Raw genomic sequence first — 15,299 nt, 5'->3', positions numbered from 1 at the left:
TGCCGACGAGTCGGGCGTATGCCGTCAGGCGAGGTAGTCGTCGACGAGTCGGCTCGCGAGGGCGGTGTAGGTCTGCGGCGTCAGGGCCACGAAGCGGGCCTCGACGTCGGCGGGCAGGCCCAGCCCACGCACGAACTCGCGCAGGTCGTCGCCGTCGATGCGGCGCCCGCGGGTCAGCTCCTTGAGCCGCTCGTAGGGCTCCTCCATGCCGGGGACGCCCTGGGCGCCGAGGGCCCGCATGGCCGACTGGATCGGCTCGCCGAGCACCTCCCAGTTGGCCTCCAGGTCGGCCGCCATGCGCTCGGGCACGGCGTCGAGCCCGGCGAGGCCGCGGGCGACGTTGTCGAGCGCGAGCATCGAGTGGCCGAAGGCCGTGCCGATGTTGCGCTGCATGCTCGAGTCGGTGAGGTCGCGCTGGAGGCGGCTCTGCACGAGCGTCCCGCCGAGGACGTCGAGCAGGGCGTTGCTCACCTCGAGGTTGGCCTCGGCGTTCTCGAAGCGGATCGGGTTGACCTTGTGCGGCATCGTGCTCGACCCGACGGTGCCCTGGCCGCGCACCTGCGCGAAGTAGCCCATCGAGATGTAGGTCCACACATCGGTGCAGAGGTTGTGCAGGATGCGGTTGAAGCGCGCGACGTCGGCGTAGAGCTCGGCCTGCCAGTCGTGGCTCTCGATCTGGGTCGTCAGCGGGTTCCACGTCAGGCCGAGGGCCTCGACGAACGCCTTGGACACGGCGGGCCAGTCGACGTCGGGGAGGGCGAGCGCGTGGGCGCCGAACGTGCCGGTGGCGCCGTTGAACTTGCCGAGGTACTCCTGGCCCTCGATGCGGCGCAGCTGCCGGCCGAGGCGGTGCGCGAGGACGGCGAGCTCCTTGCCCATCGTCGTCGGCGTCGCAGGCTGGCCGTGCGTGTGCGCGAGCAGCGGCACGTCCTTGAGCTCACGGGCCATCGTCGCGACCTGCTCGACGAGCGCCTGCGCCTTGGGCAGCCACACCTGCTCGACCGCGCCCTTGACCATGAGGGCGTAGGAGAGGTTGTTGATGTCCTCGCTCGTGCAGCCGAAGTGGATGAGCTCGGCCAGGCCCTTGTCCTCGTCCGCCGGCGCGATGGCGCTCAGGCGCTTCTTGAGGAAGTACTCGACGGCCTTGACGTCGTGGACGGTGACGCGCTCGATCTCGCCGAGCTCGGCGACCTCGTCGGTGCCGAAGCCGTTGACGACCGCCCGCAGTGCCGTGACCTCGGCGTCGGTCAGCTGCCGCACGCCCGGCACGACGCCGTGGCTCGTCTGGTGGATGAGCCACTCGATCTCGACGTGCACCCGCTGCCGGTTGAGCGCCGCCTCCGACAGGTGGTCGACGAGGGGCGCGACGGCGCCGCGGTAGCGACCGTCGAGCGCCCCGAGCGCGATGGGCGGGGTTGCGTCAGCAAGCGTTGCCATGGCGCCATCCTCCCAGAGCGCGCGGAGTGGTTCGTATGCCGTCCGCCGCGGTCGGGTGGGTGGGCGCGGTCCCGGACACACGGCATACGCGATCAGTGCGTTTGTCGGCGGGGCGGCGCGTCAGTCCAGGTCGGGGACGAGGAGCGAGAACTCCTCTCCCTCAGGGCCGCTCAGCACCGCACCGACGCCGTAGGGGCCGTCGAAGGGGCCCTGGAGGAGGGTGGCGCCGAGGTCGAGCGCACGGGCGAGGCCGGGGACGACGTTGCGCGTCGCGAACGAGGCGACCCAGTGCGGCGGGATCTCGGCGGGCCACTCGTCGTCGATCTCGGCGAGTCCGAAGGCGGGGTTGCCGTCGCCGGTGTGCGCCGTCGCCCAGCGCGGGCCGCCGGGATCGGTCTCGTCGGTGAACTCGTGCCCGAAGACGGCGAGCGAGAAGCCCTGCACCCGGTCGTAGTCGCGGGTCAGCAGCTCGTTCCACGTCAGCGAACCCGGCTCGTCGAGCACCCCGCTGCCCGGCAGGTCACCGGGCTCCCACAGGCCGAAGTAGGCGCCGCCGGGGTCGACGGCGATGAGGGTGCGCGACAGGGCGCCGATGGAGACCGGGCGGCCGAGCGTGCGCCCGCCGTAGGCGTTGATGGCGCGCGCCGCCACCTCGATGTCGCCGACGCGGAGGTAGGTCGTCCACTGGCTCTGGATGGGCGCCGAGTCCGGCTTGCGGCTGATGCCGGCGACGGGGTGGCCGTCGAGCAGCGCCATCGTGTAGCCGCCCGTAGCGGGGTCACCGGCGAGCCACTGCCAGCCGAAGAGCTCGCTGTAGAAGGTCTTGGCGCGCGGGACGTCGCTGACGAGCAGGTCGACCCAGCACGGGGATCCATAGGGATAGTCAGGCACGGTCAGGTTCAGGTCTCGCATCAGGTCAGGGCTGCTCCGGATCCACGCGGCGGCGCGTCTGGTCGGCCAGCCGGCCGTCCAGCTGTCCCCTGACGTGGTGAAGGATGCCACGGCACGCGGCCTCGACCTCCGCGAAACACCGGGCGAAGTGCTCCTCGTCGCCGTACCAGGGGTCACCCGTCTCGAGGGTGCCGGCCGCGACGGCGGCGGGGTCGAACTCGCGCACGAGACGGATCTTGCCCCGGTTGTCCGGCGTGCGGGCCAGGCGGTTCAGGGTGCGCACGTGCCCCTCGTCGGAGGCGAGGACGAGGTCGACCTCGTCGAACTCCTCCGGGTCGAACTCGCGCGCGCGGTGGCGCGACCCGTCGTAGCCGTGCCGGGCGAGCACCGCGACGGTGCGCGGGTCGGCGTGCTCGCCGACGTGCCAGTCACCGGTGCCGCTCGAGGAGACCCGGACGTGCTCGGTCAGCCCGGCGTCGTCGACCATGTGCTGGAGGATCACGTGACCCATGGGAGACCTGCAGATGTTGCCGCTGCACACGAAGGTGACATGGATTGGGCGCGACGACATGGTGCCCATTGAACACTGCGAAACGGGCGCCAAGGCCCGAAGCGCGATGACTCCTCGTCCCGGGTTTGTCCTTGGTTCGTCCTGGGTGTCGACACGTCGTCCGCCAAGGGCCCGTCCGGGCGTCGGCGCGGCCGTCTTCGGGGTCGGCCGGGGGCAGCGAGGGGCCGGAGTGGCCGGTGTGACAGGCGTGACGAGGTGGTGTCGGTGGTCGGTGACACGGTGTGGCCATGACGACGACCGCGCAGCCGACCGCGCACCCGACCGCTCAGGGCGCCCTTGCGCCGGAGGCCCTCGAGTCCACCTTCGCCGCCTGCGTCGCCGGGGGCGACCTCGACGGGCTCGTCGGGCTGTATGCCGCCGACGCCGTCGTCAGCCTGCCGCGTGGTCGCGAGGCGGCCGGGTCCACCGCGATCCGCGAGGCGTTCGGGCGGGCGCTGGCGGCGGGCGTGCTCGATGGCGGCGAAACGGGTGTGAGCTCGCGCGCCGTCGTCAGCGGCGACCTCGCCATGACGACGTCCACGACCGGCGACGGCACGGTGCGCACCCAGGTCGCGCGACGCACCGCCGAGGGCCGGTGGGTGTGGGTCCGCGACGGGTCGCGCCTGCGCGAGGTCGAGGCCGCTCTGCCCGCGGTGCCGGGCGCTCTCGCCGTGGCGTAGTTTCGCTCTGTGACCGACGCACCTCCCGGCCCCGAGGCTCCGGCGCCGCCCGAGGGCACGCGTCGCTCGCACTTCGTCGACCTGACACCGCTGCGGGTCAGCCCGGCCTTCGCGCGGCTCTGGTTCGGCAACACCCTGGCCGGCGTCGGCACGTTCGTCACCAACACGGCCGTCGGACTGCACATCTACGACCTGACCCGCTCGACCTTCATGGTCTCGCTCGTCGCCTGGTTCTCGCTGCTGCCGATGATCGTCGCGGGCCTCTACGGCGGCGCGATCGCCGACCGTTTCGACCGGCGCACCGTGGCCCTGTCGGCCTCGACCGTGGCGTGGGCGTCGACGGTCGTGCTCGCGACCATCGTGTGGCTCGGCGCCGAGCAGGTCTGGATGTTCTACGTCATCACGACCGTCAACGCCGTGGCCGCGACCATCGCCTCGGCGACCCGGCAGGCGATCACGCCGAGGCTGCTGCCGCGCGACCAGCTGCCCAAGGCGGCGGCCCTGCTCGGCATCTCGGCGGGTGTCATGGTGACGGTCGGCCCCGGCATCGCGGGTGTCCTCGTCGCGCGGGCCGGCTACGCGTGGACCTACACCGTCGACGTCGTGCTCTTCTTCGCCGGCTTCTTCGGCCTCTGGACCCTGCCCCGCATCCGGCCCGAGGGGGAGCACGCGCCGGCCGGCGGGTTCCGTTCGGTGGTCGACGGGCTCGCCCACCTGCGCCGGGCGCCCAACGTCCGGATGAGCTTCGTCGTCGACATCATCGCCATGACCTTCGGCCAGCCCATGGTGCTCTTCCCCGCCGTGGGCGCGATCGTCATCGGCGGCGGCTCGGTGACGGCCGGCATCCTGCTCGCGTCGTTCGCCGTCGGCGGCATCCTGTCGAGCATCGGCTCGGGGCGGGTGACCGGACTGCGCTGGCAGGGGCGGGCGATCCGCAACTCCATCGTCGCGTACGGCCTCGGCATCCTCGGCTTCGGCGTCGTGCTGGCTGTCACGACGCTCGGCGGTTTCGCCGTCACCTCGATGGACTTCGGCGACGTCAACCGGTGGGCGCTCGCGCTGGCGGCGGTCGGGCTGGCCGTGGCGGGTGGCGCCGACAACGTCAGCGCGATCTTCCGCCAGTCGATCCTGCAGGCCGCGGTGCCGGACCACCTGCGCGGCCGCACCCAGGGCGTCTTCACCGTCGTCGTCACCGGAGGACCCCGGCTCGGTCAGATGTTCGCCGGCACCCTGGCCACGCTCACAGCGACGTGGGTCCCGTCCGTCGTCGGCGGCGTGCTCGTCGTCGTGCTCGTCGTCGTCACGGTCTCGCGGGTCACCTCGTTCCGCGACTACGACGCCCTCGACCCCCGACCCTGAATCGACTGAGCGCCCCGCCTCACACCACCGTCGAGTGGCCCCGTCGTCACACGGCTCAGCCGTGAAACGGATGGGACGACGCGCTCACTCGAGTGGGCGTCCTGGTCTCTGACCACCGTCGAGTGAGCGCCCCGCCCCAGACCACCGTCGAACACCGTCGAGTGGCCCCGTCGTCACACGGCTCAGTCGTGAAACGGGTGTGACGACGCGCTCACTCGAGTGGGCGTCTTGTTCCCAGACCACCGTCGAGTGAGCGCTCCACCCCACTCCACCGTCGAGTGAGCGCCCAGCCCCCAGACCACCGTCGTGGGGCTGGTGTGACGACGCGGCCACTCGAGTGGGGTTGGGACTCAGGCGTCGGGGTAGCCGGTGGGGTTGGCGCTCTGCCAGCGCCACGTGTCGACGCACATGTCGTCGATGGTGCGCGTCGCCCGCCACCCCAGCTCGTGGTTGGCCTTGGTCGGGTCGGCGTAGGACACGGCGACGTCACCGGCGCGACGCTCGACGACGCGGTAGGGCAGCTCGCGGCCGACGGCCCGCTCGAACGCGTGCAGCATCTCGAGCACGGTCGTGCCGTGGCCGGTGCCGAGGTTCCAGACCCCGACGGGCTCGTCCATCGAGCCGAGCTTGGTCAGCGCGGCGAGGTGCCCCGCGGCGAGGTCCTCGACGTGGATGTAGTCGCGCGCGCCGGTGCCGTCGGCGGTGTCGTAGTCGTCGCCGTAGACCTGGAGGTACTCGCGCCGGCCCACCGCGACCTGGGAGATGTAGGGGACGAGGTTGTTGGGGATGCCCTGCGGGTCCTCGCCCATGGTGCCGCTGACGTGCGCACCGACCGGGTTGAAGTAGCGCAGCAGCGCGAAGCGCATGCTCGGGTGGGCTGCCGCGACGTCGCGCAGGATCTGCTCCTGCATGACCTTGGTCCAGCCGTACGGGTTGGTCGCCGAGGTCTGGCGGTCCTCGGTGGCCGCCTCCTGGTTGGTGCCGTAGACCGTGGCGGACGAGCTGAAGACGAGCTTGTCGACGCCGTGCAGCCGCATGGCGCGCACGAGAGAGAAGGTCGAGCCGAGGTTGTTCTCGTAGTACTCGAGCGGCAGCTCGACGCTCTCGCCGACGGCCTTGAGCCCGGCGAAGTGGATGACCGCGTCGATCTTCTCGTTGGCGAAGAGGTGCTCGGTCTTGTCGTGGTCGGTCAGGTCGAAGGAGTGGACCGGCAGGTGCGTGCCGGTCAGGGCCTCGAGCCGGTTGACCACCGTCGGCTTGCTGTTGGCGAAGTTGTCGACGATGAGCACGTCGTGCCCGGCGGCGACGAGCTGGACCACGGTGTGCGAGCCGATGTAGCCGGCTCCGCCGCTGACGAGTACGCGCATGCGGTCACCCTATCGACCGACGTCCGCGGGCAGGGAGGGGATCAGACGAGCGTCAGCTCGGTGATCGCGGCGGAGTAGAGCGCGAGGGGTGCGACGACGAGGAGGGCCGACACGGCATACATCCCCACGGCGGCGACGGGGAGCGGCAGGCCGGCGATGTGCTCGGCGTCGAGCAGGCCGATCCGCGCGGTGGCCACGCGGGTGCTGTCGGACATCGCCATGGCGCCCGCCGGCTTGGGGCCACCGGCCATCGCGACGATGGCGCGACCGGTGTGGACCGGGCCCGCGTGCCGCACGGCGGCCCGGTCGGCGAGCACCTCGATGAGCAGGCTCACCTCACGCAGCGCGGCGTCGCAGCGCAGGAAGCCGGGCATCGCCTCGTGGACGACCGTGAAGAACTCCATGACGAGGTCGTGCCGGGCGCTGAGGTGGGCGCGCTCGTGGGCGAGGACCGCCGACAGCTCGTCGGGGCCGAGCCGGTCGAGGGTGCCTTGGGTGAGGACGACCCGGCGGCGCACGCCGGGCACGCAGTAGGCGGTCGGCGTCGTGTGCTCGAGCACGCGCATGTGCCGGTCGGCGCCCTCGCCGGGCACGCCGAGGAGATCGACGAGGTCGCGGTGGCGGCGGCGGGCGGCGCGCAGGTTGCGGCCGACGCGGTCGCCGGACAGGAGCAGCCGCACGGCGACGACCCCGCTCAGGGCTGCGGCGACGGCGAGCACCGCCCAGTGCTCCGAGAGCCGGACCTGCCGGCCGACGAGCAGCGGGATCGCGGCGGGCGCGGCGAGCAGCGCGGCCAGCACGGCGGCGACGGCGGTCGACTGCCAGAGCACGAGCGCGGCCCGGGGCGCGCGTCGGAGAGCCGTCGCGCGGGCCAGGACGCGCGGCACCGGCCACGCGAGCAGGATCGCGAGGACGACGAGGGACGCGACGAGGAGCACGTGATCAGTGTGGAGGGTCCGGGGCGCGATCGGGGTCAGCCGGCACGTTCTGGTCGGCGGGCCTCGAGCTCGGCCAGGGCGGCCTTGAGCTCGTCGATCTCCTCGGGCGTCGACTCGTCGAGGAAGTGGAGCAGCGCCGTGCGGCGCTTGTCGCCGGCGAGCTCGCCGAGCGTGTGGTGCAGCGACTCGGACGTGAGCTCGGCGCGGGTGGAGGCCGCGGTGTAGCGCCAGGCCCGCCCGTCGCGCTCGCGGTTCACCAGGTCCTTCTTGGCCATGCGGTCGAGCACGGTCATGAGGGTCGTGTAGGCGAGCCCGCGCTCGACCCCGATGGCGTCGTGGACCTCACGCACGGTGCGGCCCTCGGGGTGGGCGTCGGCGGTGGTCCAGAGCTCTTCCATGACGACGCGCTCGAGGTCGCCGAGACGGTTCTTCGGGGTGCTGGGCATGGCGGTCCAATCTACCGACGTGGGGGGTCGGGTTCGTGCGTGCGGTCGTCCGGCCGGGCGTCCGTTTCTGCGGTGTGCTGAGCAGTGTTCGGAGACATCGTCGCCGATGGACGGCGCCGCACCTGCATGACGTGGTCGAACAGGTCGGCCCCGTCGTCGCGGTGGGTCACCATGATGATCGTCTGCGGAGGCGTCCCCGCAGCCTCCCCCTGAGACGTACCCGGTGCGCCGCCACCTCTGGTCAGGTCCTCGACGACGGCGCGGGCCGTCGGCGGGTCGAGGTGGGCGACGGGCTCGTCGAGCAGCACGACGGGTCGGCGGCTGACGTGGGCCCGGGCGATGCCGAGGCGGGCGCGCTCGCCCCCCGAAAGACCGCGACCGCCAGCGCCGAGCGTGGTGTCGAGCCCGTCGGGCATCGCGCGCAGCAGCGGGGTGAGCCCCGCCGCGCCGAGAGCCTGCTCGAGGTCGGCGTCGTCGGCGTCGGGGCGGGCGAGGGCGAGGTTGGCGCGCAGCGAGGTGCCGAACACGTGCGTCTCGTCGTCGACGACGGCGATCCGGGAACGGGCCTGCTCGAGCGGCTGGTCGAGGGCGTCGGCGCCGCCGAGCAGATAGGTCCCACCGGATGGGTCGAGGTGGCGCGCGAGGACGGCGAGCAGGGTCGACTTGCCGCTGCCGTTGGGACCCGTGATCGCGATGCGGCTACCGGCCGGCACGTCGAGGTCGGTCGTGGTGAGGTCGGTGCGCGCGCCCGTCCACGAGGCCGTGAGCGCTCGCGTCTCGACGTCGCTGCGGTCACCGCCGGCGTATGCCGTGTGCCCGGCCGGGGTGCCCGACGCGTCCTCAGGCGCCCGGTCGGGCGAGGACGCCTCGGGGGACGCTGGCTCGGCCGCGACGGCGGGGGCCAGGTCGAGGAGCGCGTCGATGCGGCGCTCGCTGCCGCGGGCCCGGGCGAGGGCCCGCATGGCGTCGACGAGCGGGGTGATCGCCTCCGAGACCGCGACGGGCGTGAGCACGAGCAGGGCCTTGACGGGGGTCGAGACGGGCAGGTCGCGAGCGATGACCGCCGTGACGGCGACGGCTGCGCCGACGGCGACGAGGAAGAGCGAGGCCGCGGTCGCGCGACCGGCGCTGATGCGGCGCGTCACCCGGTCCAGGGCGGCGTGGGCGTCGTCGAGCCAGCCGAGCGCGGTCGTCCAGCCGCCGACGGCGCGCAGCTCGCCGGCCTGGCTGGCCATGAGCTCGCTGACGCGCGTCACCTCGGCGCGAGCTGCGAGCAGCTCCGGGAGCGAACGGGACTCGAGGCGGGCCGCGAGGGCGCTGACGAGGCACACGACGACGCCGAGGCCGAGCATGACGAGACCGACGGGCAGCGCGAGTGCCATCGTCAGGGCGATGACGATGCCGCCGGCCACGGCGGTCGAGATGACGGGGACGGTGACGCGCACCTGGGCGTCGACGACGTCCGTGAGGTCGTCCACGACGCCGGTGAGCACGTCGGCGCGGCGACGGCGCCCGAGGCGGGCCGGGGTGAGGGGGATGAGGGCCTCGTAGGCCGAGGTGCGGCGCTCGGCGAGCAGGCGCAGTGCGGCGTCGTGGCTCGTGAGGCGCTCCCAGTAGCGGAAGACCGGACGTGCCATGCCGAAGGCGCGGACGGCGACGATCGCGGTGAGCAGGGTGAGGATGACGGGCCGCTCGGAGGCCCGGACGATGAGCCAGCCGGACGTCGCGGTGAGGGCCATGCCCGAGGCGGTCGCGATGCCGCCGAGGAGGCCGCCGCGGACCGTGCCGGCCGAGGGCCACCAGACCCGCCGCCGCCGTTCACCGGCGGTTCGAGGTGATGGGGGCACCGGCGTGGGCCGCGCGATCACCTCGACGCGCGGGTCGGGGGAGGACGCGGTGCTCATCGTGCCCCCTCCTCTCCAGCGGTTCGAGGTGATGCCGGCAGGGTCCCGGCTGTCAGGATCACCTCGACCGGCCTGGCGTCTGCGCTGGCGAGGACGACGTGGTGGTCGGCGTGGGCGAGCAGCTCGTCGCGGTGGGTCACGGCGACGACGACCCGGCGCTCGGCAAGCTCGGCCACGACGGCGGCGACGTGCTCGGCGCCTTCGGGGTCGAGGTGGGCGGTCGGCTCGTCGAGCAGCAGCAGCGTCTCGGGGGCGAGCCAGGCGCGCGCGAGGGCCAGGCGCTGGCGCTGCCCGGCCGACAGCCCGAAGCCGTCGTCGCCGAGGTCGGCCGACAGGCCACCGGGCAGCGCGGCGACGACGCCGTCGACCTCGACCGCGCGCAAGGCCTCCCAGAGCTGCTCGTCGGTGGCGGGGTGGCCGATCGTCAGGGCGGAACGCACAGAGCCGGTCGCGAGGAACGGGCGCTGCGTCACGTAGTGCGAGGCCGGGGCCTCGACCGTGCCCGCACCCGGCCGGCGCAGTCCGGCGACCAGGTCGAGCAGCGTCGACTTGCCGACCCCCGAGGGGCCGGTCACGACGGTGAGCCCGGCCCCGGCCACGAGGTCGAGGTCACGGATCACGGGAGTCGGCGACCCGGCATACGCGTAGGTGACGCCGGTCAGGCGCACCCGCCCGACCGCCCCGCCACCCCCACTGGCCCGACCGAACGCGGCGTTCGACGTCGAACTCATTGTTAGAGCAGCGCTTTCGGCACCGAACGCGGCGTTCGGTGCGGAATGTGGGGCGGAGGTCGGGTTGGGCTCGAGTTGGGCGAGGATCGCGTCGAGGGCGACCGCGCCGTCGGCCGCCGCGTGGTACTCCGCGCCGACCCGGCGCACCGGCCAGTAGGCCTCGGGCGCCAGCAGGATCGCGACGAGGGCCGGCCCGAGGGCCATCGACCCGGTCGAGAGCCGCAGGCCGACGGTCACGGCGACGATGGCGACGGAGATCGTCGCGAGCAGCTCGAGGGCGGCCGACGAGAGGAAGGCGATGCGCAGCGTCTCCATCGTGGCGCGCCGGTGCCGGTCGCTGACCTCGCGGACCGTCGTCACCTGGCGCCGGGCCCGTCCGTAGGTGACGAGGGTCGGCAGGCCGCGCACGACGTCGAGGAAGTGGCCCGACAGTGCAGCCAGGGCGGACCAGCGGCGCTCGGTCGACTCGGCCGTCGCCTTGCCGATGAGGGCGGCGAAGACCGGCAGCAGCGGCAGGGTCAGCACGACGACGAGCGCGCTCGGCCAGTCGACGACCACGAGCGTGGCGATGGCGAGCGCCGGCACGACCGCGGCGGTGACGAGCGTCGGCAGGAAGCGGGCGGCATAGGGCTCCACGGCTGCCGTGCCCGCGGTCGCGAGCGACACGGCTGCACCCGGCTCGAGCCGTACGTCCGCGTCGACGGTGCCCCAGCGCCGCAGCAGCGCCGCCCGCAGCGCCGACGACACCGAGACGCCGGCCCACGCCGCCACCCACTCGGTGGCCGCGGCGAGCACGGCCCGCACCGCGAAGAGCCCGAGCAGCCAGGCGAGCGGGGTGACGAGGTCACGCCCCTCGACGACGGCCACGACGACCGCCGACAGCGCGAAGGCCGTGGCGATCGTCGCCAGGCCGCTCGCGATGCCGGTTGCAGCGAGGACGGCGACGGGCCTCCGGGCGGCGGGGACCGCCCGGAGGAGTCGTGGGTCGAAGGGCTTCACGGAGTCCGTGCTCTCTTCAGTGTCGGGTGATGGGTGGTCGGCTGTCGCGGGTCAGTGCGACACCGTCTCGAGCGGTGCGTCCTCGGGAATGTGCTTGACGGTCAAGCGCTTCCGGAAGACCCAGTACGTCCAGCCCTGGTAGAGCAGCACGATCGGCGTGAAGACCAGCGCGACGATCGTCATGACCTTGAGCGTGTAGTCGGTGCTCGACGCGTTGTCGATGGTGAGGTTCCACGCCGGGTTGGTCGAGCTGGGCATCACGTTGGGGAACAGCACGAGGAAGTACGTCGCGACGGCCATGGCGATCGTGACGGCGGTGCCGATGAAGGCCCAGCCCTCCCGTCCGGCACGGTTCGCCGCGAGGCCGCCGAGGAGCGCGACCGCGGCGACGACGGTCGTGACCCACGAGGCGAGCTTGCCGTCGGTGACACCGATCCAGAGGAGCAAGGCGACGGCGAGGACCGCCGCGACGACACCGACGCGCTCGGCGATCTGGCGCGCCTCGTGGCGGATCTTGCCGTCGGTCTTGAGGGCGATGAAGATCGCGCCGTGCGTGAGGAAGAGCGCGACGAAGACGAGGCCGCCGAGCAGGCCGGCCGGGTTGAGCAGCGTGAAGAGGTTGCCGGTCAACTCCTTGTTCGCGTCGATCGGCACGCCGCGCACGATGTTGGTCAGCGCGACGCCCCAGAGGAGTGCGGGCACGAGCGAGCCCCAGAAGATCGCCTGGTCCCAGCGTGCCTTCCACTGCGCCTCGGGCCGCTTGTGACGGTACTCGAAGCCGAGGTTGCGCAGGATGAGGGCGACGAGGATGAGCAACAGCGGCAGGTAGAAACCGCTGAACAGCGTTGCGTACCAGTGCGGGAAGGCGGCGAAGGTCGCACCGCCGGCCGTGAGCACCCACACCTCGTTGCCGTCCCAGACCGGGCCGATGGTGTTGAGCAGGACGCGGCGGCGCTTCTCGGCGTCGACGGCGTCGGAGGCGTAGCGCTTGCCGCCGAGGACCGGCAGCAGCATGCCGACGCCGAAGTCGAAGCCCTCGAGGACGAGGTAGCCCGTCCACAGGACGCCGAGGACGATAAACCAGAAGGTGGCGAGATCCATTGCAGCTCAGCCCTTCTCAGTAGGCGAAGACGAGGGGTGCGTCCTCGTCCCGGTCGGCGGGCTCCTGCGGCTCCTCGAAGGGCTCGGCCCCCTTGCGGACGTAGTGCAGGAAGAGCTTGATCTCGACGACGGCCAGCGCCCCGTAGAGGAGGGTGAAGACGACCATCGACGTGATGACCTCGCCCATCGAGACGCCGGGGGAGACGCCGTTGGCCGTCGTCATGAGGCCGAAGACGAGCCAGGGCTGGCGGCCGACCTCGGTGAAGATCCAGCCGAAGCTGTTGGCGAAGACGGGAAGGAGCGGAGCGGCCACGGCGGCATACGCCATCCACTTCGAGGTGGGGGTGCGGCCCTTGCGGGTCAGCCACAGCACCGCCAGCGCGATGGCTACCGTCGCCATGCCGAGCCCGATCATGAGACGGAACGACCAGTAGGTGGTCGGGATGTTGGGCACGAAGGCGGTCGCGACGTCGGCGACGCGGGGGTTGCCGCTCGCGCCGTACGTCTGGGCGTACTCGGCCTTGAGGTCGTTGATGCCCCGGACGGCGCCCTTGAAGTCGCCGGTCGCGAGGAAGCTGAGCAGGCCGGGGACCTCGATGAGCGCGTTGGCGTGGGACCCGTCGAGCGAGCCGATCGTCAGCACGGAGAAGGGTGCTCCCTGGCCGGCCGGCACGGAGTCGTAGAGCGCCTCTGCGGCGGCCATCTTCATCGGCTGCACCTCGGTCATGATCTTGCCCTGCACGTCGCCGGAGACGATGACGCCGACGGCGGCGACGAGGGCGAAGACCGCGCCGATGCGCGTGGCCCGGCGGTACATCGGGGCGTCGGTGCGCGCGACGTCCTGCGCGTCGTCGGCGGCGCGCTTGGCCTCGCGGCGCATGAGCCAGAGCGCGACACCCATGACGACGCCGGCGCCGGCCATGTAGGCCGACAGGACGACGTGCGGGAAGGTGACGAGCTGGACCTTGTTGGTCAGCACCGCGAAGAAGTCGGTGAGCTCGGCGCGGCCGCTCGCCCTGTTGTAGGTGTAGCCGACCGGGTGCTGCATGAAGGAGTTCGCGGCGAGGATGAAGTACGCCGAGAGCACCGTGCCGATGTGCACGAGCCACATCGTCGTGGCGTGCAGCTTCTCCGGCAGCCGGCCCCAGCCGAAGATCCACAGTCCGAGGAAGGTCGACTCGAGGAAGAAGGCGAGCAGCGCCTCGATCGCCAGGGGGGCACCGAAGATGTCACCGACGAAGCGCGAGTAGTCGCTCCAGTTCATCCCGAACTGGAACTCCTGCACGATGCCGGTCACGAGACCGAGCGCGAAGTTGATGAGGAAGAGCTTGCCGAAGAACTTGGCCAGCCTCATCCACTCCGGGTTGCGCGTGCGCACCCAGGCGGTGTGGAAGACGGCGACGATGAGGGACATGCCGATCGTGATCGGCACGAAGAGGAAGTGGTACACGGTGGTGATGGCGAACTGCCACCGTGCCAGGTCCGTTGCATCCATTGGGACTCCGCGAGGGTCGCGCCAGAACTACATTACGTAGTAGATGCTAGCGGGTGCCCCGGCGGCCCACCCCGCCGGTGTCCAGCGTTGGGGCGTGACGCCGCTCACGCGCGAGGTCGGCGTTGACACGGCCGCGCGCCACTGCCTTACTTCCCGGGTGACCGAACTGGACGTCGCCGTCGACCCCGCCTCCCACGAGCCGCCCTACCTGCAGCTGCGGGCCCAGGTCGAGGCGCTCGTCCGCTCCGGCCGCCTCGTGCCGGGCGACCGGCTGCCCACCGTCCGTGCACTCGCCGCCGACCTCGGGCTCGCGGCCAACACGGTGGCGCGCGTCTACAAGGAGCTCGAGGCCGCGGGTCTCGTCGAGACGCGCGGCCGTGCCGGCACGGTCGTCGCGTCGGGGGAGCATGCCGCTGCGGCGGCGCTCGACGTGCTCGCCGCTCGTTTCGTCGCGGCGGCCCGCGAGGCGGGGGTGCGCGACGCGGCCGCCGTCGAGATCGTGCGTCGCGCGCAGCGCAACAGCTGACCGAGGGCGTATGCCGTGTGCCCGGGTCAGGCGTGCCGGACGGGTCAGGCGTGGCGCTGGAGCGGGTGCAGGATCCGCGAGACGGTGATGCGGTGCGAGCGGTCGCGTCGCGGCTGTCGCGCCGGGGCGCCGAGCGATTGGGCGCCCACGGCCGCGTCGGCGACCGACCGGGTCGCAGCATCGGGCTGCGGAATGGCCGTGGACTTCACGGCCCAGGCGCCGGCGATGCGAGCTGCGTGCGGAGGGATGGTCATGACGTGCTCCTCGGGTCGGCCGGGCGGACAGAGGGTCACACCCGACAGTCAGAGCCGGCAGGCGGAGCGCTGATACCGCCCAGCGGCAGACCCCGCGACTCCGGGCGCCCGTCGGTGCACGTTCGTGCAGCCAGGAGCCGTTCGCAGGGCGGACGCGGGCGACTCGCTGCGAAGGTGCCGCTGACCGTTCGCTGTCTGGTGCCCCGTGGATGCGCGGGAGCGGCGCGAACGGCGACACGGGGAAGGAACGAGAAATGCGCAACACCATCGTTCGGATCGCCGTCGCGTTGATGGCGGTCCTCGGCATGACCGCGGTCGTCGCGTCACCCGCCTCGGCGATCACCCGGGTCAGCTGCTCCAGCAGCACCCTCCACACCCACTCGATCTCGGGTGACACGTGCTGGTCCGGCACGGGAACCGCCTGGGTGACGCTCTACCGTGTGACCCTCGTGGACGCGGCCAGCCGGTCCGGCTACGTCACCTACGACACCTTCAGCGGCACGCGCAAGACCACCTACTTCCAGGCGTACGACATGGTCTCCCTGCCCGAGGTCACGGTCCGCGTCATCTACCGCAGCTGACGACCTCCTCCAGTCGCCCGGTGGGGGACTGTCGCCGCCC

General features: G+C 72.2%; 15 protein-coding genes. 4 read left to right on the top strand and 11 right to left on the bottom strand.

Translation table 11 applies throughout. The annotated features are described in order from the left end of the window. Positions 1–24 precede the first annotated feature (24 nt). The 3 genes from purB to IEY30_RS20075 all read right to left on the bottom strand — a co-directional run bounded on the left by purB (position 25) and on the right by IEY30_RS20075 (position 2,899). Entirely contained in the window at positions 25–1,437 is a 1,413-nt protein-coding gene (gene purB / locus IEY30_RS20085) for an adenylosuccinate lyase (RefSeq protein ID WP_030200565.1), read from the bottom strand. 120 nt (positions 1,438–1,557) lie between these two features. Further along, complete coding sequence (locus IEY30_RS20080) at positions 1,558–2,349, bottom strand: VOC family protein (protein WP_030200568.1); 792 nt, start codon at positions 2,347–2,349, stop codon at positions 1,558–1,560. 4 nt (positions 2,350–2,353) lie between these two features. Further along, positions 2,354–2,899, bottom strand: coding sequence for a low molecular weight protein-tyrosine-phosphatase (locus IEY30_RS20075; RefSeq protein ID WP_052358786.1), 546 nt, complete (start codon positions 2,897–2,899; stop codon positions 2,354–2,356). 227 nt (positions 2,900–3,126) lie between these two features. Here IEY30_RS20075 and IEY30_RS20070 point away from each other — a divergent pair, with 227 nt between their 5' ends. Continuing rightward, the gene (locus IEY30_RS20070) at positions 3,127–3,558 is read left to right on the top strand and encodes a YybH family protein (RefSeq protein WP_052358728.1); all 432 of its coding nucleotides are present in this window, start codon (positions 3,127–3,129) and stop codon (positions 3,556–3,558) included. A gap of 9 nt (positions 3,559–3,567) precedes the next feature. Next, positions 3,568–4,917, top strand: a complete 1,350-nt coding sequence (locus IEY30_RS20065) for an MFS transporter (RefSeq protein ID WP_030200576.1) — start codon at positions 3,568–3,570, stop codon at positions 4,915–4,917. Positions 4,918–5,267: 350 nt separating this feature from the next. Here the strand turns inward: IEY30_RS20065 and galE are convergent, their stop codons facing one another. The 7 genes from galE to IEY30_RS20030 are packed head-to-tail and all read right to left on the bottom strand — an operon-like array spanning position 5,268 to position 13,898. Continuing rightward, complete coding sequence (galE, locus tag IEY30_RS20060) at positions 5,268–6,284, bottom strand: UDP-glucose 4-epimerase GalE (protein WP_030200577.1); 1,017 nt, start codon at positions 6,282–6,284, stop codon at positions 5,268–5,270. Positions 6,285–6,325: 41 nt separating this feature from the next. Then, entirely contained in the window at positions 6,326–7,222 is an 897-nt protein-coding gene (locus IEY30_RS20055; RefSeq protein WP_030200579.1) for a M56 family metallopeptidase, read from the bottom strand. A 35-nt stretch (positions 7,223–7,257) separates the two neighbouring features. After that, complete coding sequence (locus IEY30_RS20050; RefSeq protein ID WP_030200581.1) at positions 7,258–7,668, bottom strand: BlaI/MecI/CopY family transcriptional regulator; 411 nt, start codon at positions 7,666–7,668, stop codon at positions 7,258–7,260. Between the two features lie 11 nt (positions 7,669–7,679). Next, complete coding sequence (cydC, locus tag IEY30_RS20045) at positions 7,680–9,572, bottom strand: thiol reductant ABC exporter subunit CydC (protein WP_081920575.1); 1,893 nt, start codon at positions 9,570–9,572, stop codon at positions 7,680–7,682. Continuing rightward, positions 9,569–11,302 (bottom strand): thiol reductant ABC exporter subunit CydD, encoded by a 1,734-nt coding sequence (cydD, locus tag IEY30_RS20040; protein ID WP_052358730.1) that lies wholly within the window; start codon positions 11,300–11,302, stop codon positions 9,569–9,571. The genes cydC and cydD overlap by 4 nt, the downstream gene beginning before the upstream one ends. Before the next feature lie 51 nt (positions 11,303–11,353). Next, positions 11,354–12,403, bottom strand: coding sequence for a cytochrome d ubiquinol oxidase subunit II (gene cydB, locus IEY30_RS20035; RefSeq protein ID WP_030200592.1), 1,050 nt, complete (start codon positions 12,401–12,403; stop codon positions 11,354–11,356). A gap of 16 nt (positions 12,404–12,419) precedes the next feature. Beyond that, complete coding sequence (locus tag IEY30_RS20030) at positions 12,420–13,898, bottom strand: cytochrome ubiquinol oxidase subunit I (protein WP_030200596.1); 1,479 nt, start codon at positions 13,896–13,898, stop codon at positions 12,420–12,422. A 157-nt stretch (positions 13,899–14,055) separates the two neighbouring features. Between IEY30_RS20030 and IEY30_RS20025 the strand changes: the two genes are divergently transcribed. Beyond that, positions 14,056–14,424: a GntR family transcriptional regulator gene (locus IEY30_RS20025; protein WP_030200598.1), complete on the top strand. Its 369-nt coding sequence runs from the start codon at positions 14,056–14,058 to the stop codon at positions 14,422–14,424. Between the two features lie 44 nt (positions 14,425–14,468). On the opposite strand, the gene IEY30_RS20020 is transcribed toward IEY30_RS20025, so the two are convergent. Beyond that, on the bottom strand, positions 14,469–14,678 hold the full coding sequence (locus tag IEY30_RS20020; protein WP_030200601.1) for a hypothetical protein: 210 nt from the start codon (positions 14,676–14,678) through the stop codon (positions 14,469–14,471). A gap of 254 nt (positions 14,679–14,932) precedes the next feature. On the opposite strand from IEY30_RS20020, the gene IEY30_RS20015 reads away from it, so the two are divergent. Further along, the gene (locus IEY30_RS20015) at positions 14,933–15,259 is read left to right on the top strand and encodes a hypothetical protein (RefSeq protein WP_030200602.1); all 327 of its coding nucleotides are present in this window, start codon (positions 14,933–14,935) and stop codon (positions 15,257–15,259) included. The last annotated feature ends 40 nt before the right edge of the window (positions 15,260–15,299 follow it).

The organism is Terrabacter tumescens (assembly GCF_014646815.1).
Taxonomy (GTDB): domain Bacteria; phylum Actinomycetota; class Actinomycetes; order Actinomycetales; family Dermatophilaceae; genus Terrabacter; species Terrabacter tumescens.
This window is presented reverse-complemented; position numbering and strand designations above follow the sequence as displayed.

What these genes read in the sequence shown, in the direction of transcription:
- purB (WP_030200565.1), bottom strand. Translation starts at nt 1,437, where the DNA reads ATGGCAACGCTTGCTGACGCAACCCCGCCCATCGCGCTCGGGGCGCTC.
- IEY30_RS20080 (WP_030200568.1), bottom strand. Translation starts at nt 2,349, where the DNA reads ATGCGAGACCTGAACCTGACCGTGCCTGACTATCCCTATGGATCCCCG.
- IEY30_RS20075 (WP_052358786.1), bottom strand. Translation starts at nt 2,899, where the DNA reads ATGTCGTCGCGCCCAATCCATGTCACCTTCGTGTGCAGCGGCAACATC.
- IEY30_RS20070 (WP_052358728.1), top strand. Translation starts at nt 3,127, where the DNA reads ATGACGACGACCGCGCAGCCGACCGCGCACCCGACCGCTCAGGGCGCC.
- galE (WP_030200577.1), bottom strand. Translation starts at nt 6,284, where the DNA reads ATGCGCGTACTCGTCAGCGGCGGAGCCGGCTACATCGGCTCGCACACC.
- IEY30_RS20050 (WP_030200581.1), bottom strand. Translation starts at nt 7,668, where the DNA reads ATGCCCAGCACCCCGAAGAACCGTCTCGGCGACCTCGAGCGCGTCGTC.
- cydC (WP_081920575.1), bottom strand. Translation starts at nt 9,572, where the DNA reads ATGAGCACCGCGTCCTCCCCCGACCCGCGCGTCGAGGTGATCGCGCGG.
- cydB (WP_030200592.1), bottom strand. Translation starts at nt 12,403, where the DNA reads ATGGATCTCGCCACCTTCTGGTTTATCGTCCTCGGCGTCCTGTGGACG.
- IEY30_RS20030 (WP_030200596.1), bottom strand. Translation starts at nt 13,898, where the DNA reads ATGGATGCAACGGACCTGGCACGGTGGCAGTTCGCCATCACCACCGTG.
- IEY30_RS20020 (WP_030200601.1), bottom strand. Translation starts at nt 14,678, where the DNA reads ATGACCATCCCTCCGCACGCAGCTCGCATCGCCGGCGCCTGGGCCGTG.
- IEY30_RS20015 (WP_030200602.1), top strand. Translation starts at nt 14,933, where the DNA reads ATGCGCAACACCATCGTTCGGATCGCCGTCGCGTTGATGGCGGTCCTC.